At 73.7% G+C, this 21,969-nt stretch carries 19 protein-coding genes and 1 pseudogene; 9 read left to right on the top strand and 11 right to left on the bottom strand.

Features of this window, described 5'->3' with window-relative positions:
* Positions 1–79 precede the first annotated feature (79 nt).
* The 3 genes from IO33_RS0128445 to IO33_RS0128435 all read left to right on the top strand — a co-directional run bounded on the left by IO33_RS0128445 (position 80) and on the right by IO33_RS0128435 (position 4,505).
* Positions 80–1,429 (top strand): DUF6777 domain-containing protein, encoded by a 1,350-nt coding sequence (locus tag IO33_RS0128445; protein ID WP_031170117.1) that lies wholly within the window; start codon positions 80–82, stop codon positions 1,427–1,429.
* A gap of 85 nt (positions 1,430–1,514) precedes the next feature.
* Positions 1,515–3,596, top strand: coding sequence for a SpoIIE family protein phosphatase (locus tag IO33_RS0128440; protein WP_031170115.1), 2,082 nt, complete (start codon positions 1,515–1,517; stop codon positions 3,594–3,596).
* Positions 3,597–3,641: 45 nt separating this feature from the next.
* Positions 3,642–4,505, top strand: a complete 864-nt coding sequence (locus tag IO33_RS0128435) for an Fpg/Nei family DNA glycosylase (RefSeq protein WP_031170113.1) — start codon at positions 3,642–3,644, stop codon at positions 4,503–4,505.
* A 52-nt stretch (positions 4,506–4,557) separates the two neighbouring features.
* On the opposite strand, the gene IO33_RS0128430 is transcribed toward IO33_RS0128435, so the two are convergent.
* The 3 genes from IO33_RS0128430 to IO33_RS0128420 all read right to left on the bottom strand — a co-directional run bounded on the left by IO33_RS0128430 (position 4,558) and on the right by IO33_RS0128420 (position 6,622).
* Positions 4,558–5,211 carry a zf-HC2 domain-containing protein gene (locus IO33_RS0128430; protein ID WP_031170111.1) on the bottom strand — a complete coding sequence of 218 codons (654 nt, stop codon included), beginning with the start codon at positions 5,209–5,211 and terminating at the stop codon, positions 4,558–4,560.
* A 175-nt stretch (positions 5,212–5,386) separates the two neighbouring features.
* Entirely contained in the window at positions 5,387–5,902 is a 516-nt protein-coding gene (locus IO33_RS0128425) for a hypothetical protein (RefSeq protein ID WP_031170109.1), read from the bottom strand.
* Between the two features lie 150 nt (positions 5,903–6,052).
* The gene (locus IO33_RS0128420) at positions 6,053–6,622 is read right to left on the bottom strand and encodes a sigma-70 family RNA polymerase sigma factor (protein WP_031170107.1); all 570 of its coding nucleotides are present in this window, start codon (positions 6,620–6,622) and stop codon (positions 6,053–6,055) included.
* A 216-nt stretch (positions 6,623–6,838) separates the two neighbouring features.
* Between IO33_RS0128420 and IO33_RS0128415 the strand changes: the two genes are divergently transcribed.
* Positions 6,839–7,978: a CapA family protein gene (locus IO33_RS0128415; protein WP_031170106.1), complete on the top strand. Its 1,140-nt coding sequence runs from the start codon at positions 6,839–6,841 to the stop codon at positions 7,976–7,978.
* Between the two features lie 11 nt (positions 7,979–7,989).
* Here IO33_RS0128415 and IO33_RS0128410 read toward each other — a convergent pair whose 3' ends face one another.
* Together IO33_RS0128410 and IO33_RS0128405 are read right to left on the bottom strand one after the other, a co-directional pair.
* On the bottom strand, positions 7,990–9,411 hold the full coding sequence (locus tag IO33_RS0128410) for an amino acid permease (protein WP_031170104.1): 1,422 nt from the start codon (positions 9,409–9,411) through the stop codon (positions 7,990–7,992).
* 50 nt (positions 9,412–9,461) lie between these two features.
* The gene (locus IO33_RS0128405; RefSeq protein WP_031170101.1) at positions 9,462–10,409 is read right to left on the bottom strand and encodes a LysR family transcriptional regulator; all 948 of its coding nucleotides are present in this window, start codon (positions 10,407–10,409) and stop codon (positions 9,462–9,464) included.
* Between the two features lie 123 nt (positions 10,410–10,532).
* Between IO33_RS0128405 and IO33_RS0128400 the strand changes: the two genes are divergently transcribed.
* Entirely contained in the window at positions 10,533–11,777 is a 1,245-nt protein-coding gene (locus tag IO33_RS0128400; protein ID WP_031170099.1) for an MFS transporter, read from the top strand.
* Here IO33_RS0128400 and IO33_RS0128395 read toward each other — a convergent pair.
* Positions 11,713–12,189 carry a universal stress protein gene (locus IO33_RS0128395; RefSeq protein ID WP_031170097.1) on the bottom strand — a complete coding sequence of 159 codons (477 nt, stop codon included), beginning with the start codon at positions 12,187–12,189 and terminating at the stop codon, positions 11,713–11,715. The genes IO33_RS0128400 and IO33_RS0128395 overlap by 65 nt on opposite strands.
* A gap of 916 nt (positions 12,190–13,105) precedes the next feature.
* On the opposite strand from IO33_RS0128395, the gene lysX reads away from it, so the two are divergent.
* Positions 13,106–16,387: a bifunctional lysylphosphatidylglycerol synthetase/lysine--tRNA ligase LysX gene (gene lysX / locus IO33_RS0128390; protein WP_031170095.1), complete on the top strand. Its 3,282-nt coding sequence runs from the start codon at positions 13,106–13,108 to the stop codon at positions 16,385–16,387.
* Here lysX and IO33_RS50565 read toward each other — a convergent pair.
* Entirely contained in the window at positions 16,341–17,132 is a 792-nt protein-coding gene (locus tag IO33_RS50565) for an MFS transporter (protein ID WP_031170093.1), read from the bottom strand. The two genes, lysX and IO33_RS50565, sit on opposite strands and share 47 nt — an antisense overlap.
* 127 nt (positions 17,133–17,259) lie before the next feature.
* A pseudogene (locus IO33_RS54150) lies at positions 17,260–17,901 on the bottom strand (MFS transporter); the annotation flags it as partial.
* 100 nt (positions 17,902–18,001) lie between these two features.
* Between IO33_RS54150 and IO33_RS0128375 the strand changes: the two are divergent.
* Positions 18,002–18,838 (top strand): polysaccharide deacetylase family protein, encoded by an 837-nt coding sequence (locus tag IO33_RS0128375; protein WP_031170090.1) that lies wholly within the window; start codon positions 18,002–18,004, stop codon positions 18,836–18,838.
* Positions 18,839–18,871: 33 nt separating this feature from the next.
* On the opposite strand, the gene IO33_RS0128370 is transcribed toward IO33_RS0128375, so the two are convergent.
* The gene (locus IO33_RS0128370; protein ID WP_031170088.1) at positions 18,872–19,543 is read right to left on the bottom strand and encodes a class F sortase; all 672 of its coding nucleotides are present in this window, start codon (positions 19,541–19,543) and stop codon (positions 18,872–18,874) included.
* A gap of 333 nt (positions 19,544–19,876) precedes the next feature.
* Here IO33_RS0128370 and IO33_RS0128365 point away from each other — a divergent pair, with 333 nt between their 5' ends.
* On the top strand, positions 19,877–20,662 hold the full coding sequence (locus IO33_RS0128365; RefSeq protein ID WP_031170086.1) for a hypothetical protein: 786 nt from the start codon (positions 19,877–19,879) through the stop codon (positions 20,660–20,662).
* Between the two features lie 153 nt (positions 20,663–20,815).
* Here the strand turns inward: IO33_RS0128365 and IO33_RS0128360 are convergent, their stop codons facing one another.
* Positions 20,816–21,580 carry a bestrophin-like domain gene (locus IO33_RS0128360; RefSeq protein ID WP_078963932.1) on the bottom strand — a complete coding sequence of 255 codons (765 nt, stop codon included), beginning with the start codon at positions 21,578–21,580 and terminating at the stop codon, positions 20,816–20,818.
* 31 nt (positions 21,581–21,611) lie between these two features.
* Positions 21,612–21,749, bottom strand: a complete 138-nt coding sequence (locus tag IO33_RS50555; RefSeq protein WP_157857917.1) for a hypothetical protein — start codon at positions 21,747–21,749, stop codon at positions 21,612–21,614.
* A gap of 13 nt (positions 21,750–21,762) precedes the next feature.
* Here IO33_RS50555 and IO33_RS51770 point away from each other — a divergent pair.
* The coding region (locus tag IO33_RS51770; RefSeq protein ID WP_037686213.1) for a hypothetical protein at positions 21,763–21,969 on the top strand (207 nt) is incomplete at its 3' end.

The raw sequence follows: 21,969 nt of genomic DNA, 5'->3' as shown, positions 1-21,969 counted from the left end.
GACCTTCCCCGAGTTGCCAGGCCGACGGGCGCGATGCACACAATGAGGGGAAGTCACCCACAGTGATGCGGAGTGTACGGTGCGGATATCCACCGGATCCATCGTCGCGGCCTGCGCCCTCTCGGCGATGCTCCTCGTCGCCGGCTGCGTGCACCCCGGTGTCAAGGCGGCCCGGATGGGCGGGGACGTCTACCTCGTGCCCGCGGCGGCCCAGGGCCCCGACCCCTTCACCGGTTCCACGGTGACCGGGACCGGCGAGCCGGCGGCACCCGATGCGCGCGGCGCCGCTCCCACCGCGACCGGGACCCCGGGCGTCAGCTCCACCGGGCCGCCCCCGGCCACCTCCTCCGGGCCGGCGCTGCCCGCCGCACTGGTCGCCGCGCCCCTGAGCGCGGTACGCGTCCTGTCCGGCGCCACTCCCGGCCTCTACGGCGGCACCGCGGGCGTCGCCGGCTGTGACGTCCAGCGGCAGATCGCCTACCTGACGGCGGACCGGGACCGGGGGGAGGCCTTCGCCCGCGCGGCCGGTGTCCCCGCGAGCGGCATTCCCGGCTATCTGCACGGCCTGACCCCGGTCGTGCTGCGCGCCGACACCCGGGTCACCAGCCACGGCTACCGCGCCGGGAAGGCGGTGGGGCACCAGGCCGTGCTGCAGGCCGGTACCGCCGTCCTCGTCGACGACCGGGGCGTGCCCCGGGTGCGCTGCGCCTGCGGCAATCCGCTGGGATGGCCCGCGCCGGCCCGCGGTGGCTTCGGTGCCCGCGGCAGCGCCTGGTCCGGCTACCGGCCCGGCCAGGTGATCGCGGTGACCCCGGCGCCCCGGGCCGTCACCAGCATCACCATCGTCAACGCCGGCGCCCGCACCTGGATCCGACGCAGGATCGGCCATGACGTACGCGACGACCAGGTCGTACCCGCGCCCGCCGGGGCCGCCACCGCACCCGGCGACATCCCCGCCCCGACGGCCACCACGGCCGCCGCCACCCCACCCCCGTACGACGCCCGGCCCCGTCCGGCGGTGAGCGGGCCCGGAACCCCGCCGGGTGCGGCCGGCAGGCCGCCGGCGGCGCTCCTCCCGACGGCCCTGGATCCGTTCGCCGGGCGGACCACCACGGAGCCCGCCACGTCCGTCCCGCTGACCCCGCCCTTCCTCGGTCCCGCTCCGGCCCCGCCCGACGCCCACCCCGACCCCGGGCCCGACGCCGGCCCGCTCGACGATTTCGGCCTGCCCGCCGCCTCCCCACCCGCCGGGCCCGCGGACCTGCCCGCCGTCTCCCACCCGCCGGACCCCGCGGACCTGCCCGCCGCCCCCGGCCTGTCCGACGGCGGACCGGGCCCGGACGCCCCGTCCAGCTCCCGGCCGGCCGCGGTGTCCGGGACGACGCACGGCGCCACCCGCGGCACCCGTACGGATCTCCCCGGCGGCTGAGCCCGCCCCCCACCCGCCGCTGCACTCCCCGAAACCCTTGGACGATCAGGTCGAAGAATCGCACGAATCCTGGCAAGGTGGGCCCATGGCAGAGCGGGGAGCGAGTGCCGTGTCACTGTCCGGGGACTGGCCCGCCCACCCGGATCCGATCCTGGCGCTCAACCGCATGGGCACGTTCGACTGGGACCTGGACACGGGTCTGCTCCACATGGACGCCCAGGCGTACCAGGTGTTCGACCTGCTGCCCGAGGAGTACGACGGGCGCCCCGAGTCACTGGTCCTGCGGGTGCCGCCGCCCGAGGCGGCCCGGCTGGACGCGGCGGTGGCGCGGGCCATCAAGGACGGCAGCGAGAACTACGGGGCCTACTTCCGCATCCGCCGCCGCGACGGCACCCCGCGCTGGACCCACACCCAGGGCTACATCCGCCGCGACGCCACCGGCCGCCCGCGCCGGGTCGTCGGCATCGTCCGCGACGCCACCGAGGAGCTCGCCGAGAGCGCGGAACGCAGCCTGCGGGCCGCCCAGGACGAGGCGTTCCGCCAGCAGACGAACGTCGTCCAGGCCGTCTCCGCCGCCCTCGCCCACGCCCGCAGCGTCCACGACGTCATCGATGCCCTCAAGAACACCCACGGCATCCGCCACCTCGGCGCGGCCAGCCTGGTGATGGGACTGGTGGAGGCCGGCCGGATCCGGCTCGTCGCCGAGGGACCCGCCGGTGCCTCCGTCCCCGGCACCCAGATCACGCGGATCGACGAGCCGTACCCGATGAGCGAGGTCGTCCGCACACTCGTGCCGCGGTTCATCGAGTCCCCGGAGGAGTTCGCCCAGGGCTACCCGATCCTGTGGCCGCACCTCACCGACCTGCACATCACCTCGGCGGCCTATCTGCCGCTGATCGCCCAGGCCCGGCCGATCGGCGCGATGGGGCTGCTCTACAACGACCGGCGCGGCTTCTCCACCGAGGAACGCGCCGTCCTGGTCGCGCTCGGCTCCAGCATCGCGCAGAGCCTGCAGCGGGCCATGCTCTACGAGCAGGAGAAGGACGTCGCCGAGGGCCTCCAGCAGGCCATGCTGCCCCGCACCATCCCCAGCGTCCGCGGCGCCGACATAGCCGTGCGCTACCGCGCGGGCGCCGCCGCGGGCACCTTCGGCCGGGACATCGGCGGCGACTGGTACGACCTGATCCCGCTGCCCGGCGGCCGGGTGGGCGCGGTCATCGGCGACGTCCAGGGCCACGACACGCACGCCGCGGCCGTCATGGGCCAGCTGCGGATCGTGCTGCGGGCCTACGCCGCCGAGGGACACCCGCCGGCCACCGTGATGGCCCGTGCCTCGGTCTTCCTCCACGAGCTCGACACCGACCGCTTCGCCACCTGTCTGTACGCCGAGGCGGACCTGTCCACCGGCGTCATGCAGGCGGTCCGCGCCGGGCACATCGACCCGCTGATCCGGCAGGTCGACGGGACCTGCAGCCGGATCCCGGTCGAGGGCGGGCTGCCGCTCGGTCTGTCCGCCGAGTTCGGCCGCCTCGAGTACCCCGTCTCCACCCTCGAACTCGACCCCGGTCACACCCTGCTGCTGTGCACCGACGGGCTCATCGAACAGCCCGGCACCGACCTCGACGACGGCATGCGCCGCCTGACGGAGCTCGTCACGCACGGCCCCGGGGACGTGCGGGAGCTCGCCGACCGGCTGATCCAGCTGGCCGAGGAGCGGGGCGGCGACGACGACGTGGCGCTGCTCCTGCTGCGCCGGCGCGTTCCGGAGGCCCCGCGGGCCGGCGGCCGGCTCCAGCAGCACGTGGCCCCCGGCGACCCGGAGGCCCTCACCCAGGCCCGGCACCTGATCCGGGCCGCGGTCCGGTCCTGGGGCTACCGCGAACACGCCGACGAGATCGAGCTGGTCGCCGACGAGCTGATCACCAACGCGCTGATGCACACCGAAGGCTCCGCGATCGTGACCCTGCGGGCCCTCGGTGACGGCGACCGCAGGCTGCGGATCGAGGTCGAGGACTCCTCCAGCGCCCTGCCACGGCGTCGTGAGGCCGGGGAGGACGGCGTCTCCGGCCGGGGCCTGCTGCTCGTGGACATGCTCGCCGACGCCTGGGGCGTGGAGGCGCGCGGCGGCGGCAAGGCGGTGTGGTGCGAGTTCCGCCAGGGCGTCTGACGCGGCTCGCCTGGCACGGCCGGAGCCGGATGGCACTCTGGACGTATGCCGGAACTGCCCGAGGTAGAAGCGCTCAAGGACTTCCTCACCGAGCACCTGGTCGGCCGCCGGGTGGTGCGGGTGCTGCCGGTCGCGGTCAGCGTCCTGAAGACGTACGACCCTCCCGTCACCGCCTTCGAGGGCGGCGAGGTGACGGCCGTGCGCCGGCACGGCAAGTTCCTGGACCTGGCGGCGGACAGCGGGCTGCACCTGGTGACCCATCTGGCCCGGGCCGGCTGGCTGCAGTGGAAGGACCGGCTGCCCGACGGCCCGCCCAAGCCGGGCAAGGGACCGCTCGCGCTGCGCGTGGCGCTGGAGACCGGCGAGGGCTTCGACCTCACCGAGGCCGGCACCCAAAAACGCCTCGCGGTGTACGTCGTCCGTGATCCGCGGCAGGTCGAGGGCATCGCCCGCCTCGGCCCGGACCCGCTCGCCGCCGACTTCACCGAGGACCGCTTCGCCGCCCTGCTGAGGGACGAGAGACGCCAGCTGAAGGGCGCCCTGCGCGACCAGTCCCTGATCGCGGGCGTGGGCAACGCCTACAGTGACGAGATCCTGCACGCCGCGAAGATGTCCCCGTTCAAGCTCGCCGCCTCCCTGACCCCCGAGGAGACCCGCCGGCTGTACGGGGCGCTGCGCGGCACGCTCACCGAGGCGGTCGACCGCTCCCGGGGCGTGGCCGCCGGACGGCTGAAGGCCGAGAAGAAGGGCGGACTGCGCGTCCACGGCCGCACCGGCGAGGCGTGCCCGGTGTGCGGCGACACCATCCGCGAGGTCTCCTTCAGCGACTCCTCGCTGCAGTACTGCCCCACCTGCCAGACGGGCGGCAAGCCCCTGGCGGACCGCAGACTGTCCCGGCTGCTGAAGTGAGCGCCGGTGCGTGCCGGACCCCGCGACGCCGGGATGATCCCGACGACACCCCTCAGGGCGCCTCGACCGACACCAGGCGCTGTCCGTCCTCGGTGCGCACGTCGTAGCGGGCGATCTGGTCGGGGTGCATCGTGGAGGACCCCAGCGCGGTGAAGGTGCCGATGTCGTGGCCCGGCTCCATCCAGGTGCCGGCGACCTGCTCGGTGCCGTCGCGGCCCACGACGACGAGCCGGCAGGCGTGGGGCCCGGTGCCGTCCTTCACCCGCAGCTGCAGCCGGCTGCCCGTGTCCCCGTCGTCGGCCGTGACCTCGGCCCACACCCCGGTTCTCGGGTCGGTGGCCGCGGTGACGTGGGCGGCCGGCTCCGCGTGGCCGGCGAGGGCCACGACCCCGGGACCGGCGACCGCCAGCACCACGGAGGCCGCCAGGCCGTACAGAAAGCGCCGGCGGCGCGCCCGCTGCCGGTGCGCGATCTCGCCGAGCAACCGGTCCAGCAGCCGGGGACCGGGCTGGGCCATGGGGTGCACAAAGCGCGGCGTGGCCCGCCGGTACAGCATCAACTGCCGTGTGGCGGGGCCGAATTCGGTCACCTGGGCCGCGCACTGTGAGCACTCCATGAGGTGGTCCTCGAAGCGGAAGGCCTCCGCCTCGTCCAGCACGCCGAGCGCGTACGCGCCGACGTCGCGATGCCTTTCCAGGGACCTCATGCCGAATCCTCGTGCCGATGGGTGCGGGTGGGGTTACTCCGTGCACCCATCCGTACGCAGCCGACAGCCGAATCACTCAAGCCACCCACAGAATCACGGACAGGAGATTCGGAGCCGGGCGGCCCGCGGATTGGTCCGATCGCGGAAAACTTCGGAACGGCTTCGGAAGGGGTGGTCAGAACAGATGGATCGCGAGGTGCCCGAGGGGCAGCCCGAGCCGCCAGGCCGGTGTCCACACCTTCGGCCCGTCGTCCTCGCCGACCAGCGCCCCGCCGCCCGGCACCGCGTCCAGGTCGGGTGCGAGCAGCTCGGTCTCCTCCAGCCAGCGCCAGGCGTCCGCCGCGAGGGCCAGGTCCGGCGACCGGGTGCCGGCCCCGACGGCCCGGTCGGTCAGCTCGGCCATGCGCTCGCGCACCCAGTCCCGCCACGGCTGGTCGTAGGCGGTCAGCGAGAGCCAGTTCTCCAGCTGGGAGATCACCCGGATGCCGGACAGCTCCCCGTCGGTGTCGGACAGGAAGACGGTCAGCGCCAGCGCGTCCCGGCCGGCCCGGAACTCGAAGGACGTCGGCGGCATCAGATCGCCGGTGCGCAGCAGCTCGTCGGCGATGTACTCGGCGTACAACCAGGCCATGGGGACGGCCAGTTCACCACCGTCGGTGCCGTCCGTGCTCTCGTGCCCTCTGTGCAGCATCCCTTCCTGCCCTTCCTCCGGTGCGTGCGCGTCGCCCGGGCCCCGTCGGGCCGTAGCCCCGCCCCGCGCGGAACGCGGTTGAGGACAGCCCATTGCCCGAACGGGGGCCACAGCAAGGCGCTTTGCGAGAGCTTTGCCCTATTGCCGGTTTCAGTGCAGGTCGGCCGCATAACCCGGAAGGACCCGGCGCAGCGCTCGGAGCGCGTAGTGCGCGCGTGACTTCACGGTACCGGGTGGCACGCCCAGGGTCTGCGCCGCCTCCGCCACACTGGCACCGAGGAAGTACACGAGTACCAGAACGTCACGGTGCTCCGGCGTGAGTGTCTTCACAGCCTGGCGGACATCGAGCGCCGCGGCGGCCCGCTCGGCGTGGTCGGCGGTCACCCGGGCGTTCTCGGGGACCTCGTCGCCGGTTTCCGCGGGCCGGGCCCGCCGGGCCCGCCGGGCGTCGATCGCGAGCCGCCGGGCGACCGTCAGCAGCCACGGCCGTACGGATGCGAAGTCCGTGGCGTGCAGCGCCTCCGGATGCTGCCAGGCACGCAGGAGGGTCTCCTGGACGAGGTCCTCGGCGCGCTGCCGGTCCCCGTCGCAGAGCCTGAGCAGCAGGGTGAACAGCGGTCCGCCGTGCTCGCGCTGGAGCGCGGCCAGTTCGTGCTCGGCGGTCGTCGCCCGGCGGGCCGGGGCGGCTGCCCCGTGGGTGAGTGTGGTTCCGGCCGTCATGGCCGTATGGCAGCGCAGGGCGCGGCCCGGGGGCAGGGTGTGCGCACGGCTCTGCGGCGGACGGTCGATCGCGTCGGCGAACGGTCGGACGAGCGGCCCGGCACAGCACCGAACGGGCTAATGACGGTGCTCGGGCCGTTTATCCGGCGGGTCAGATTCGTACCCATATGCCCGGAATGTCATTGTCGGTAAATACGACATACCTGGGATGAGCTGATGTTCGGACGCAGACAACAGATGGCCCTGGCGATCACCGCTGTGCTGGCGGTCGCGGCCGCCTGCCAGAACCAGGAACGCCAGGAGGCCGCCGGCGCCTCCGGGGCCGCCGCCGGCTTCACCCTCGTCGCCTCCGGGGACGTCCTGCCGCACACGTCGGTCATCGACCGGGCGGCCCACGACTCCGGCGACGAGGGCTTCGACTTCCGGCCCATGCTCTCCGGCGTCGAACCGGTCGTCTCCCGCGCGGACCTGGCGCTGTGTCACATGGAGACCGTCTACGGTGCCGAGGGCGAGTACTCCGGCTACCCCGCCTTCAGGACCCCGCCGCAGATCGCCCAGGGCCTCACCGCGACCGGCTACGACGGCTGCTCGACCGCCTCCAACCACTCCCTGGACGACGGCGCCGAGGGCATCCGCCGCACCCTGGACGCCATGGACGAGGCCGGCCTCAGGCACGCCGGCACCGCCCGCAGCGAGGCCGAGGCCCGCTCGGTCACCCTCTTCAAGGCCGGCCCCGCCAAGGTCGCGCACCTGGCCTACACCTTCGGGACCAACGGCATCCCGCTGCCCGCGGGCCGGTCCTGGGCCGTGAACCTCATCGACGAGCGGCGGATGATCGCCGACGCGCGCGCCGCCCGGCAGGCCGGCGCCGACGTGGTCGTGGTCTCCGTGCACTGGGGCACCGAGTGGCAGGAGGCGCCGGACCGGCTGCAGCTCACCCTCGCCCGCCGGCTCACCGCCTCCGCCACCGGCGGCCGTCCGGACATCGACCTGATCCTCGGCACCCACGCCCACGTCCCACAGGCGTACGAGAAGGTCAACGGCACCTGGGTGATCTACGGCATGGGCCATCAGATCGCCGGCGAGATGCTCAACGGCAGGGGCGTCCGGGACCCGCGCGGCAACGAGTCCACGATCGGCCGTTTCACCTTCGCCCCGCCCGCGCGCGAGGGCGCCCGCTGGCAGGTCACCAAGGCCGAGTTCATCCCGCAGCTGTACGACCTCGTCACCGGCCGCGTGCTCGACCTCAACCGGGCCGTCGCCGACGGCACCGAGCCGGCCGCGGTGCGCGACCGCATCCGCAGCGTGGTGCTCAGCCGCGGGGCCGCCAAGGATGGCCTGGTCATGGGGGAGTGACCGGCCCCCGCTCAGTCGGCGGACCGCCGCGCCAGCGCCGAACGCCGGTAGGAGTAGCCGAAGTAGATCGCGCAGCCGATCACGAACCACACCGCGAACCGCACCCAGGTCTGCCACTGCAGGAAGGTGATCAGCCAGATCGAGAACACCACACCCAGCGCGGGCACCACCGGCATCCCCGGCGTACGGAAGGTGCGCGGCAGCTCCGGCTGCCGGTAGCGCAGCACGATCACCGCCGTGCACACCACCACGAACGCCAGCAGGATGCCGATGTTGGTCAGCTCGGCCGCCTCGGCGATCGGGACGAACCCGGCGATGACGCCCGACGCCACGCCGACGATCCAGGTCACCCGGGTGGGCACGTGCCGCGTCGGGTGTGTCTTGGCGAACCACCGGGGCAGCAGCCCGTCCCGTGACATCGCGAACCACACCCGGGTCACGCCCAGCATGAACGTGAACATCACGGTGAGGATGCCGATGATCGCGCCCACCGCGATCACGTCCGCGAGCCCGCTCAGGCCCACCGCCTTGAACGCCGAGGAGAAGCCGCTCTCCGGGTCGATGTGCCGGTAGTTCTGCATGCCGGTCAGCACCAGACAGGCCGCCACGTACAGCACCATCGAGATCGCCAGCGAGTACAGGATCGCCTTCGGCATGTGCCGCTGCGCGTCCTTGGACTCCTCGGCGGCCGTCGACATCGCGTCGTAGCCGAACACCGCGAAGAACACGGTCGCCGCACCGGTGAACGCCCCGCTGATGCCGAACGGGAAGAACGGGTGGTAGTTCGCCGAGTTGATGTGGAACACGCCCACCCCGATCACCAGCAGCACCACCAGCACCTTCAGTGCGACCACGAACGTCTCGAAGCGGGCCGCGCTGCGGATGCCCAGGTTCAGCAGCCAGGCGATCAGGAGGCACAGCACGACCGCGAACAGGTCGATCCGGTGCCCGGACCCGGTGCCGGGCGCGCCCAGCATCCACTGCGGCAGCTTCGCGCCCATCGCCTCGACCAGGAAGCCGAAGTAGCCGGAGATGCCGATCGCGACCACCGCCACGATCGCGGTGTACTCCAGCAGCAGGTCCCAGCCGATGAACCAGCCCGCGAACTCGCCGAGCACCGCGTAGCCGTAGGTGTACGCCGAACCCGCCTTGGGGATCAGCCCCGCGAACTCGGCGTACGACAGCGCCGCACAGGCGCTCGCCACACCGGCGATCAGGAACGACACCAGCACCGCGGGCCCGGCCGTGCCGTGGGCCACCGTGCCGGCCAGCGTGAAGATGCCGGCGCCGATGATGCCGCCCACCCCGATGGCGGTGAGCTGCCACAGTCCGAGCGAACGGTCCAGCCGGGGGCCCTCGCCGACTTCGGTCTCCTCGATGTGTTCGATGGGTTTGCGCCGGAGAATCCCCTCACCCGCACGGAGCCTGGCCATGTGCCTCACCTCTTCGCCGACGGCAACGGCTGACGGCCGATCATGATGTCTCAGGGGCGCCCCGCAGGGAAGACGCCACGCACGGCCCAGGCCGGTGTCCAGGTACGCGACGCGGGCCGGTCCGGCCGCCGGGCGGCGAGATGGGCGCGCAGCGCGGCCAGCCCGGGGTGGGTGTTGGCCGCGTCCCAGACCAGGGAGTGCGGGTACACCGGTGTCGGGTCGACGAGCGGGATGCGCCGCAGATCGTGCCCGGCGGGCCACACCAGCCGGATCCGCTCGGCGACGAACGTGGCGAGCGAGGCGGACCCCGCGACCGTGTCGAGCAGCGTCTCCCCGCCGAAGTCGGGGCCGACCGAGTCGATGGTCAGTCCGAACTCCGCGGCGAGGGCCGTGTAGTAGGCGTGCCACTCGGTGCCCCCCACCAGCCCCGGCATCCAGATCCGGTGCCCGGCCAGCTGCGCGGGCGTCACCGAACGGGCCCCGGCCAGCGGGTGCCGCGGTCCGGTGAGCAGCTGCACCGGCTCGTCCAGCACCCGCACGGCCCGCAGCCCCTCGGGCAGCCGTGTGGTGACCGCGCGGAACGTCGCGTCGATCGTGCCCGCGCGTACGGCGGCCACGGCCGAACCGGCGTCGAAGAGCGTGACGACGTCGAGGGCCGTGCCGGGCTGCGCCTCGTGGAAGTCGCGCAGCAGGGCCGCCGGGGCCAGCTTGGCCCCGAGCACGTCGATGCGCAGCGCCCGCCGCCCCGGCCGCACCGACGCCAGCGCCCGCTCCTCGGCCAGCAGCAGCTCCCGGGCGTGCGGCAGGAACGCCTGCCCGTCGATGGTCGGCTCCGCCCCGCGCGCGGTCCGGGTGAACAACCGCACTCCGAGGCCCTTCTCCAGGGCGGCGATCCGCTTGGAGACGGCCTGCTGGGTGATGCCGAGGGCGACCGAGGCCTCCTGGAACTGCCCGGTGTCCACCACGGACACGAAGGTGCGCACGGCCTTGAGGTCCACATCAGCCACCCTACCTGTACAACCGTTGGTTGTGACTGCTGTCCTCCCGGTTGTTTGCCCCGGTCCCGGCCCGCTGGATTTCATGTCCCGGGTCGGCAGAGGGCCGGGACGGGGAGGCTGTGCATGAAGCTCGGGCGGCAGTTCGGATGGCTGTGGGCCGCGTACTCCGTCAGCACCTTGGGCACCTGGCTCGCCTTCGACGCCTTCGCACTGATCGCCGTCCTCGTCCTGCACGCCGGATCCGCACAGGTGGCGCTGCTCGCCGCCACCGGCACGGCCGTCGGCGCGGTGGCCGCCGTACCGCTCGGGCCCTGGGTGGAGTTCCGCCGCAAGCGGCCGGTGATGATCGCGGCCGACCTGGTGCGCTGCGCCGCGCTGCTGACGCTGCCGGCCGCCTACGGGCTCGGGGTGCTGGGCTTCGGCCAGCTGCTGGCCGTCTCCGTGGTGGTCGCGGCGGCCGACATCACCTTCACCGCCGCCTCCGGCGCCCACCTCAAGGCGCTCGTGCCGCTGGCGGGGCTGCTCACCGCCACCAGCCGGTTCGAGTCCACGACCTGGACCGCCACCGTGCTCGGGCCGCCGCTCGGCGGCGCCGCGGCCGGCCTGCTCGGCCCGCTGACGACGGTGGCCGCCGACGCCGTCAGCTATCTGCTGTCCGCCCTCGGCATCCGCGCGATCGGAACGGACGAGGCCCGCCCCGAGCGCCGTCCCGACGTGTTCCGCGCCCGGGACGTGCTCGAAGGCTGGCGGCACATCCTCAGCAGCCCCGACCTGCGCCCGCTGTTCCTCAACGTGCTCGTCGTCAACGCCCTGATCATGGCCGGCCAGCCGGTGCTCTCGGTCCTCATGCTCGGCCCGCTCGGCTTCGCGCCGTGGCAGTACGGCCTCGCCTTCGCCGTGCCCTGCCTCGGCGGACTGCTCGGCTCCCGGCTGGCCCGCCCGCTGGCCACCCGGTACGGCCGCCGCCGGGTGCTGCTCGCGTCGGGCGTGCTGCGCGCCTGCTGGTCGGTCGGGCTGGCCTTCGTCGGCCCCGGCGTCCCCGGCCTGCTCGTGGTGATGGTGGTCGAGGCCGGTCTGATCACCAGCGCGGGCGTGTTCAGCCCGCTCTACGCCGCCGAGCGCCTGGAGCTGACCCCGGCCGACCGGGTGGCCCGTACCCTCGCCGCGTGGTCGGTCACCAGCAAGGCCACCACGGCCGCGGTGACCGCCCTGTGGGGCCTGCTGGCCACCCTCACCGGCCCGCGCACCGCGCTCGCCGTGGCCGGGGTGCTGCTGCTGGCGACCCCGCCGCTGCTGCGGCGCCCTACGGTACGACCGTCACCGGCCAGCGCCCCGCCTTCACCAGCCGCACCGCCACGGAGCCGATGAGCCGGTGCCCGGCCTGTTCCGAGGCGCCCACGACCACCGCGTCCGCCCTCAGTTCGTCGGCCGCCTTCACCAGCCCGCTGTAGGGGTCGCCGCGGAAGGTGTGGAACTCCCAACGCACCTCGAATATCCCCTTGACCCGCTCGGCCGCCTCCCGGATCTGCTGGATCAGGTCCTCGGCGATCTCGTCGGTCGTCTCCGCCACCGGAGCCCCGAACGCCGCTCCGGCCGCCAGCACCGGCTGCACGTACACCACGGCCAGCAGCGCGTGCTGGCGCCGGGCGAGCCCGCCCGCGTACGCCGCGGCGCGCAGTGAGGAGTCGGAACCGTCTACCCCGACCACGATGACCTTCGGGCCGTCCGTGCCCCGCTCGAACCGGTGCGCGGGCGTGTGCTGCTCGTGCTGTTCCGTCACGACGTGAGGCTATCGGAATCCCCGGTTCCCGCAGCGCCGCGGGGCCCTTCGCACCGGGCGGCCGACGGCCCGACCGGACCACCACCGCCGTGACCGGCTCCGCCCCGACGGGCGGGGGTATCCGCCATCTGCGGCGCCCTGACGGGAATGACCGGCACGATCGCCACCTGGGTCGTCGCACGACTCGGGGAGCTCGGGCGGGCACCGCCTTGGCCAAGGGGACGTCGGCCGGCGCGGCGCCCGGCATCGACGCGACGACGACCGCTTCGGCGCTGCCCGTTGCCCGCTGCTCGCGGCGCCGAAGCGGTCGGGAGGTTCGGGACCGTGGCGCCGAGGCCGTGTGGCGCGGATCCGGGAGCGGTGCGCCCAGGCCCCACGGCAGCTCCGCCGGCGTACCCGCACGAGCCCACAGTGTCCGCCTCCGTCTCGGCCTCAGCCTCCGGCTCCGCGCCCGGCTTGACCTCCGGCCTCGCTCCCGGCCCCGCCCCGGCCTCCGGCCCTCCGGGCCTCCGGTCCCCGATCCTCGGCCCCGCGCCCTCGCGCCCGGCCTCCGGTTCCCGGCTCGGCCCCCGGCCCGGCTGCGCGCCCGGCTTGGCCTCCGGCCTCGCCCCGGCCCTCCGGCCTCCGGTCCCCGATCCCCGGTCCCGCCCTCGCGACCGGCCTCCGGTCCCCGGCTCGGCCCCGCGCTCGGCCCCCGGCCCGGCTCCGCGCTCGGCTCCGCGCCCGGCTTGGCCTCCGGCCCTCCCGTCCCCGGCTCGGCTCCCGGCCCGTCCCCGGCTCGGCTCCCGGCCCGGCCTCCGGCCCCGCGGCTCGGCCCCCGGCCCGGCCTCGCCCCCGGCCCGGCCTCGCCCCCGGCCCGGCTTCCGGCGCGCGGCTCGACGGGCGAGCCGCGCGCCCCCTTCCTACAGTCGGAACCATGACCGCCAGCGCGGAGCCCGTCGCACGGAAGGACCCTACGGCCCCGATACGCCCGCCCGTCGGCGGGCGCCTCGGCTGGGTGCCCGAGGCCTTCGGGACGCTCTTCGCCGCACTCGCCCTGCTGTGCGCCGTGCTCGCGCTCGTCGAACCGCTGCGCCGGCTGCTCCGTCCGGTCGCGCACGCCATCGACCTGCTGCTGGTGCCCGTCAGCGCCAATCTCGCCTACGCCGTCTTCCTGTTCCTGCTCGCCGGTGCCACCGCCGCCCGTAAGAAGGTCGCCTGGTGGCTGGTCGTCGTCTATCTCGGCCTGCTCGTCCTCACCGACGCGCTCGGCGTGGCCCTCGGCATGTACGCCGAATCACTGCCGTCCCTGGTGCTGTGCGCCCTGCTGCTGCTCCTGCTCCTCGTGGCCCGCAGGGAGTTCTACGCCGCCTCGCGCCGCGCCGCCCTGTGGCGTGCCCTCGGGGTGCTGCTGGCCGGGCTCGCCGTGGCGATCCTGCTCGGCTGGGGCCTGGTCCTGCTGTTCCCCGGCACGCTGCCGGCGAGCCAGCACCTGGCCTGGGCCGCCGACCGGGTGTGCGGCGGGCTGGTCTCGAACAGCTCCTTCGCCGGCCACCCGCCCCGCGCGGTCACCTTCGTGCTCGGCCTGCTCGGCGCCCTCGCCCTGCTCAACGCCGCCGCCACGCTCTTCCGGTCCCAGCGCCTGGAAGCCGCCCTGCACGACGACGAGGAAGCCCGCATCCGCGCCCTCCTCGCGGCCTACGGCGACCGGGACTCCCTCGGCTATTTCGCCACCCGCCGCGACAAGGCCGTCGTCTTCTCGGCCAGCGGCAAGGCCGCCGTCACCTACCGCGTCGAGGCCGGCGTCTGCCTCGCCAGCGGCGACCCGGTCGGCGACGTCGAGGCCTGGCCGCACGCCATCGCCGCCTGGCTGGACGTGGCCCGCCGCTACGCCTGGGCGCCCGCCGTGATGGGTGCCTCCGAGGACGGCGCCCGTGCCTACGCCCGCGCCGGACTCGGCGCGCTCCAGCTCGGTGACGAGGCGATCGTGCACGTGGCCGCCTTCGACCTGGACGGCCGCGACATGCGGGTGACCCGGCAGGCCGCGCACCGGGTCCGCCGCACCGGCGCCACCTGCCGCATCCGCCGCCACGCCACCCTCACCGACCGCGAGATGGAGGAGATCGTCGACAAGGCCGACGCCTGGCGCGACACCGAGACCGAACGCGGCTTCTCCATGGCCCTGGACCGGCTCGGCGACCCCGCCGACGGCGACTGCCTGCTGGTGGAGGCCCTCGGCGAGGACGGCCGGCTCCTCGCCCTGCTCTCCTTCGTGCCCTGGGGCCGCGACGGCATCTCCCTGGACCTGATGCGCCGTGACCGCGCGGCCCCCAACGGCGTCATGGAGTTCATGGTCGCCGAACTGTGCGCCGCCGCCCCCAAGCTGCGCGTCCGCCGGATCTCCCTGAACTTCGCCGTCTTCCGGTCCGTCTTCGAGGAGGGCGCCCGCATCGGCGCCGGACCCGTCCTCAGGCTCTGGCGCCGCCTGCTGCTGTTCTTCTCCCGCTGGTGGCAGCTGGAGGCCCTGTACCGCTCCAACGCCAAGTACCACCCCGAGTGGTATCCGCGGTTCATCTGCTACGGCGAGACCACCTCCCTCGCCCGCATCGGCCTCGCCTCCGGGATCGCCGAAGGCTTCGTCTCCGTACCGTCGTTGCGCAAACTCTGGGGAAAGGGGCACCCGAAGACCGGGCAGCGGCCCGCCACCACGCACGGGCTGCCGCCCCTGACGGCGCTCGGCCTCGACGGAGGGGACCAGGCCGGGCCCGTCGCCCCGGACGCGGGCCTGCCCGACCAGGTCCGCGTCCGGCACCGCACACTCGACCGGCTGCGCGCCGACGGCACCGACCCCTACCCGGTCGGCGTCCCCGCCCCCACCCACGCCCTCGCCGACGCGCCCCCCGGCGAGGACGTCACCGTGGCCGGACGGCTCATGCTGGTCCGCGACTTCGGCGGCATCGTCTTCGCCGTGCTGCGCGACTGGTCCGGTGACCACCAGATCGCCCTCACCCGCGACGGATCCGGCACCACCGCCCTCGACCGCTTCACGGCGGACACCGACATCGGCGACCACATCACCGCCGCCGGCCGCGCCGGCCTCAGCGACAAGGGCGAACCCACCGTCTTCGTCACCTCCTGGCAGCTGACCGCCAAGTGCCTGCGTCCGCTGCCCGACAAACGCCGCGGCCTCACCGATCCCGAGGCCCGGGTCCGCCGCCGCTACCTCGACCTCGCGACCAGCCCCGCCGCCCGCACCGTGATCCGCGCCCGCTCCGCCGCCGTACAGGCCCTGCGCCAGGGCCTGCTGGACCGCGGCTACGTCGAGGTCGAGACCCCGATGCTGCAGCAGATCCACGGCGGCGCCAACGCCCGCCCCTTCACCACCCACATCAACGCCTACGACCTGGACCTCTACCTGCGCATCGCCCCGGAGCTGTATCTGAAGCGGCTGTGCGTCGGCGGCCTGGAGAAGGTCTTCGAACTCGGCCGCACCTTCCGCAACGAGGGCGTCTCCTACAAGCACAACCCCGAGTTCACGATGCTGGAGGCCTACCAGGCCTACGCCGACTACGACGTCATGCTCGACCTCACCCGCGAGCTGATCCAGGGCGCGGCGACCGCCGCCTTCGGCGCCCCGGTGGCCCGCAAGGACGGGCAGGAGTACGACATCTCCGGGCGCTGGCCGGTCAAGACCGTCTACGGCGCGCTGTCCGAGGCGCTGGGGGAGGAGATCGGCCCCGGCTCGGAACTGCTGCGCCTGCACCGGCTGTGCGACCGGACGGGGGTGCCGTACACCGCCGACGACGGGCCCGGGGACGTCGTCCTGGAGATGTACGAGCGCCTCGTCGAGGAACGCACGCGGTTCCCCACCTTCTACAAGGACTTCCCGACCGACGTCTCCCCGCTGACCCGGCAGCACCGCGCCGACCCGCGGCTCGCCGAACGCTGGGACCTCGTCGCCTTCGGCACCGAACTCGGCACGGCGTACTCCGAGTTGACCGACCCCGTCGAACAGCGCCGGCGGCTCACGGAACAGTCGCTGCTGGCCGCCGGCGGCGACCCGGAGGCCATGGAGCTGGACGAGGACTTCCTGCAGGCCCTGGAGTACGGCATGCCCCCGACCGGCGGCCTCGGTATCGGGGTCGACCGGCTGGTGATGTTCCTGACCGGCCTCACGATCCGGGAGACCCTGCCGTTCCCGCTGGTGCGCCGCCGCTGACGCCCGGGTCCGGGCCGGTCACCCGCGCGCCGCGCCGCGGCAGGGTCAGCAGGGCGATCGCCGCGGCGGTCAGACAGAGCGCCGTACCGAGTCCGAAGCAGTCACGGAACGCGCCGGCGACGCGGGCCTGGTACTCCTTCAGGCGGGAGAAGGGGACCGCCGCCCCCCACCGCTGCTGGGCGACCGTGACGATCCCGACGAACAGCGACACGCCAAGACCGGCGCCGAGCTGCCGTGAGGAGTTCAGGCCGCGGGGCAGCGCACCGCTCCCGGACCGCGCGAAGCCCACGGGCAGCGCCAGCACACCGCAGCCGAAGGCGATCAGCAGCAGCGGCAGCAGCACGTCCGCGAACCGGAAACCCGTCCCCGGCAGACCGAGCAGGACGAACCCGGCGGCCGCCACGGCGCACGCCCCGGCCACCGCGGCGCCGAGCCCGAGCCGGGCCGCGAGGCCGGGCAGCACCAGACAGCCCAGCACCACCCCGGCGACGGCGGGCAGCAGGGCCCAGCCGACCTGCATCGGAGAGAGACCGCCGACCGTCTGCAGGGCGAAGGTGAGGACGAGGACGACACCGGACAGGCCCGCCGCCAGCAGCGCCACCACCGTGTAGGCGCCCCACGCGGCCCGCTCCCGGTGCAGTCGTGACAGCAGCTCCGGCACGCCCTCGCCGCGGCCGAACCAGCCCAGCACGGACGGCACCAGCGCACCGGCCACGGCGATGACGGTGACCGTGGTCGCGGACACGCTCCGGTCCCCGAGCCAGTCGGCGAACCAGGCCAGGAAGCCCAGCGGAACGACCGCCAGCGCGGCGCCCCCCCACCCGGCGCCGGGCAGCGGGCTCGGGCACGGACTCGTCCAGTGCCAGCGGGACCAGCAGCAGGAGCAGCACCCCGGCGGCGGCCTGCACCCAGAAGATCGTCTTCTCGGTCTCCGAGACGTCCAGCAGCAGGGTGCACGGCAGCAGCGCCGCCGGGGTGGCGCAGGCCACGACCGCGAAGTGCACGTCGAGCGCCCGGTCCCGGGCCGGGCCCGCGGGATGCGTCGCGTCGATCAGCGCCAGCGCACCCGCCGTCATCGCCGCCGCCGCGATCCCCTGCACCGCCCGCGAGGCCATCAGCACCCAGGCGGCGGAGAACACCGCCGGGGCCGCCGCGGCGACGCTCGACAGCGCGAGCCCGCCCATCAGCACCCGCCGCTGCCCGAACGCCCTGCCGAGGGCTCCCGCGAGCACCGGCAGCGCGGCGAAGCACACGCTGTAGGCGGACAGCAGCCAGGTCAGTCCGGCGGTGGCGAGTCCCCAGTCGCGCGCGACCGACGGCAGCGCCACCGCGAAGGCCGTCGTGTCGAAGACGACCAGGAACTGGGCGACGGCCAGCAGCACCACCGCGCATGCGCCGCGCGGTATGCCGCCCGGCCCTGTGTTCGTACCCCCGTGTGCGGCCAACTCGGCTCGACCCCCGTATCCGTCCCGGCAGTTGCTGCGGACCGACTGCTTATCAGAAGCGCGGCCCATCGGGCCACCACCGCACCCGGCTCCGCCGTCCGGGTGTATTCCCGCCACCGCGCCGGTCCTGTTGCGGTGCGCCCGAGCGCGGCGGGGCGACTGATGAGTCATGCAGAATGATCAGTTCTTCACGCGGCGCCGGATGCTCCTCGCCGGCGCCGCCGCGCTGGGGGCCGCGGGTACCGCCGGAGCCTTCCTGGCGAGCGGCGCCGGGGAGACCACGGAGACCGCCCCCGCTCCTGTCGCCGGCCCGCAGGCCCGTCAGGCGCTCAAGCCGTCCGCCTTCCGGCTGGAGCCGCTCACCGGCGACGGACCGCCACGCGCCGCGCCGCGCAGACTGAAGACGCGCAAGGAGCCCATCCTGCGGATCTCCGGCCGCGGCCGGAACATGATGCTGACCTTCGACGACGGCCCCAACCCGCACTACACACCGCACATCCTGGACACCCTCGCCGAGTACGACGTGCGGGCGATGTTCTTCGTGTGCGGCGAGTGCGTCGTCGAGTACCGGGAACTCGTGGCCCGGATGGCCGAGGAGGGCCATGTCGTCGGCAACCACACCTGGACGCATCCGCTGCTGACGACGCTCAACCGCAAGGAGATCCGCTCCGAGATGGAGCGCACGAGCGACATCATCGAGGACACCTACGGCGAGCGACCGCAGTGGTTCCGCGCACCCTACGGCGCCTGGAACCGGGCCGCGTTCCAGCTGGGCGCCGAGATGGGCATGGAACCGATGGCCTGGACGGTCGACACCACCGACTGGGACACGCCCGGTACCGACGTCATCATCGACCGGGTGGAGCACGGCGCCGCCCCCGGCGTCGTGGTGCTCTCCCACGACGCCGGGGGCGATCGTTCGCAGACCGTCCACGCGATCCGCGAATGGCTGCCCCATCTCCTCGACTCCGGCTATCACCTGACCGTGCCGCGCAGACGCGTGTGAGCCCCGGACCTGCGTCCGCCCGGCCGCGGTGGTTCAGTTCACCGCGACCAGGCGGGCGAAGACGACGACATTTCCGTCGTAACCGTTCTGCTTGGAAAAGTCGCCGCCGCAGGTGATGACCCGCAATTCCGGTGCGCCCTTCGCCCCGTACACCCGCTCGCCGGGAAAACCGGCTTTCGAGAAGACCTCGACCCCGTACGTCTCGAACACCGCGGTCTTTCCGTCATTGCGCAGGACCTCGATGCGGTTTCCCTTTTTCAGGGCCCCGAGTCCGTAGAACACGGCGGGACCCTGTTTGTTGTCGACGTGCCCGACGATGACGGCGGTGCCGTTCTCGCCGGGGGAGACCGCACCGGTGAACCAGCCCGCCAGGTTGGGGTCCTCGGGCGGCGGCGCGCCGACCCAGCCGTCGGTGTTCAGGCCGACGGGCGTGACCGGAGCGTCCACCTGGATCGCGGGAATCCGGACCCGGTCCACGGCGGAGAAGGCGAGCGGCGCCGGACCGGCGGTGAAGGTGCCGAGGTTGGTCCGGCTGTCCGGGGCCGCCGCCGAAGCGGGCTGCGGCGGACCAACGTCGAACTCCCCCGACCCGTTCCGGATGAGTGCGAGGCCGGTCAGCAGAAGAAGCGCTATCACGCCCCACGGGGCGCGCCTCTTCCGCAGCTCCTCCGCTTCGGCAAGCTCGGCCAGCTCGGACGCAGACATTCGCCATCCCCTCTCGACGCGGTCGTCGCCACGTCCCTCACGCATGGGAAAACGCTAAATCCCGCGCAGGCGCCGGGCGACGAGGCAAGTGGCGAACGGGTGGCCGGCAGGCCTTGTGGTGCGCCATCCGAGTTGCCGTTCCCAGGAATTTTCTGACGGTCCGTGACCTGCAGGAATATCAGATTGTGTGCTTTTGCTTCGGCGTGTCGTCTCACCAGGACGGACCATTCTCGACATGCGGGCGTGTTCCGCGCGCTTGAGGGTCGTCCCGGGAGGTGTTTTCTCGCCGATCCACCGGGGACGGGACCCGGGGCGCCTCCCGCGGAGGATCACATGCGAAACCAACGTGCCCTGGCGGCGGCATGCACCGCGGTCGCCATGCTCGGGCTCGCCGCCCCTGTGGCCGTCGCGGACGGCATGGGCAACGGCGGCGGCCCGTCCACCCCCGGCGTGGGCGTGAACCCAGGCGTGGGCGTGGCCCCCGGTGTGGGCGTGGCCCCCGGCGTCGGTGTGGCGCCCGGTGTGGGTGTGGCGCCCGGCGGGGGCTTCGACCCGAACAGCGGGTTCAGCGGAAACTTCAACATCAACGGTCACTTCAACAACAACGGGCGCCGCGACGGCCGCGGCCGCGGGGACGACTTCGGCCGGGGCGACGAAGGCCGGGGCGACGAAGGCCGGCGCGACGAGTTCGGCCGGGGCAACGGCGGGCGGGGTGACGACTTCCGAGGCCCGCGGGACATCTTCGCCGTGCCCAACATGGTGCCGAGCGGCGGCCGGCTCACCATCACCGCGGACGGCTGCCGGGGCGGCACCGCGACCTCCCGCGTCTTCCCTCCCACCCAGCTCAACCCGTTCCGCGACGACACCTCGCGCGGCACCACCTGGATCGACCACGACGCCCGCCCCGGCCGCTACTCCATCACCGTCCGCTGCGACGGCAGAACCCTGACCCGGCCGGACGCGTTCACCGTGATCGGCGGCGTCCAGGGCGGTCTGGGCGGCAGCATCTCCAGTGGTGCCACGCCGGCCGACGTGGCCATCGGCAGCGGCCTCGTGGCCTCCGCGGCCCTCGGGGGCGGCACGTTCCTGTTCCGCCGGCGGCTTGTGGGGAGGGTCTGAGGCCCGGTCGTCCGACCCGCGGGTTCGGCCCGTCGCACGGCGCACGTCGCACGGCGAGCGCCCCGGCCCCTCAGGGGAGCCGGGGCGAGGTCGGGCTCGGCAGTCCGCCGATGCCGGGTACCGCTGCCTCGGCAGACGTCGCCTGCCGGGGCACTAGCCGGTGATACCCGGGAACAGGTTCATGAAGGGCTCCGCGGTCACCGCGATGCCCCGGCTATAGGGGGCGTCGAAGTCCCAGATCAGGAACAGCATGAACGCGATGGTCGCGGAGAACAGCCCGGCCAGCACCAACTCGCGTCGGGTGCGCCGGATCTGCAGCGCGAAGACCATGCCGATGGTGATCAGCGCCCCGGTGAGCAGCCCCCACCACACCACTGGCGGCATGGTGGCCCCGGTGGAGTCGGCGCGGGCGTTGCGCGCCTGGTCGGCGGCGGTGATCTGGTCCAGCAACGGCTGGTAGGCCTGCGCCTCGAAGTCGTTCTTCGGCTGGTAGTCGGTGACGTCCTGGCGGACCCTCTGCAGCAGTTCGGTGCCGCGGTCGCTGACGCGCTCGTCGTGGGCCATCGTCTTCCACTCGTGGTGCACGACGTAGCCGACATAGGTGTTGACATCGTCCCGGATCCGGTCACGGACCTCCGGCGGATAGACCCGGACCCGCTCCGAGATCTCGTGCAGCGCCTGGGCCTCGGACTGCACATAGTCCTGGGCCGAGCTGCGGGCCTCCCACACGCCCGCGATGGCCAGGCCGAGGACGATGGCGTAGACCACGCCGATCCACATCGTCATGTACTCGATGACGTCCGGGGTCTCGTTGGGGTCCTCGTCCTCGGGTGCCCGCTTGTGCCGCAGGACGGTGATGACGATCACCACGGCACAGGCCGCCAGCATCGCGAGGACGAGAACAAGCCAATCCGACAACAGGTGCCTCCAGAAGTGAGCGGCCGGCGCGTCAGCGCGGGCGCAGGGCCGCGACGGCGACGATCGCCGGAACGGTGATGAGCAGGACATAGGTGACCGGTGAGGTGTGGCCGGGCGCGGTGTGCCCAGTGGGGTGCGGGTGGTACGCCGGATAGCTGACGGGCGTCACCAGCGGCCGCGAGGTGGGCGTCGGGGCCGGCCTGGGCCGGGGAGCCGGCGCCGGGGCGGGCGTCGGTGGGGGGGTCGGCCGGGGTGCCGGCGGAGCCGGGGCGGGGCTGGCCGGCGGCTTCGGTTTCGGCGTCGGGCTGGGCTTCGGCGCGGGGCGCGGGGCCGGCTTCGGCTTCGGCCTGGGCGGTGCCGGCGTGGGCGACGGGGGGGGGTCTTGGGGT

The sequence above is a fragment of the Streptomyces durhamensis genome (assembly GCF_000725475.1).
GTDB lineage: Bacteria > Actinomycetota > Actinomycetes > Streptomycetales > Streptomycetaceae > Streptomyces > Streptomyces filipinensis.
The sequence above is the reverse complement of the archived record's forward strand: the minus strand, read 5'-3'. Positions and strand labels throughout refer to the sequence as shown.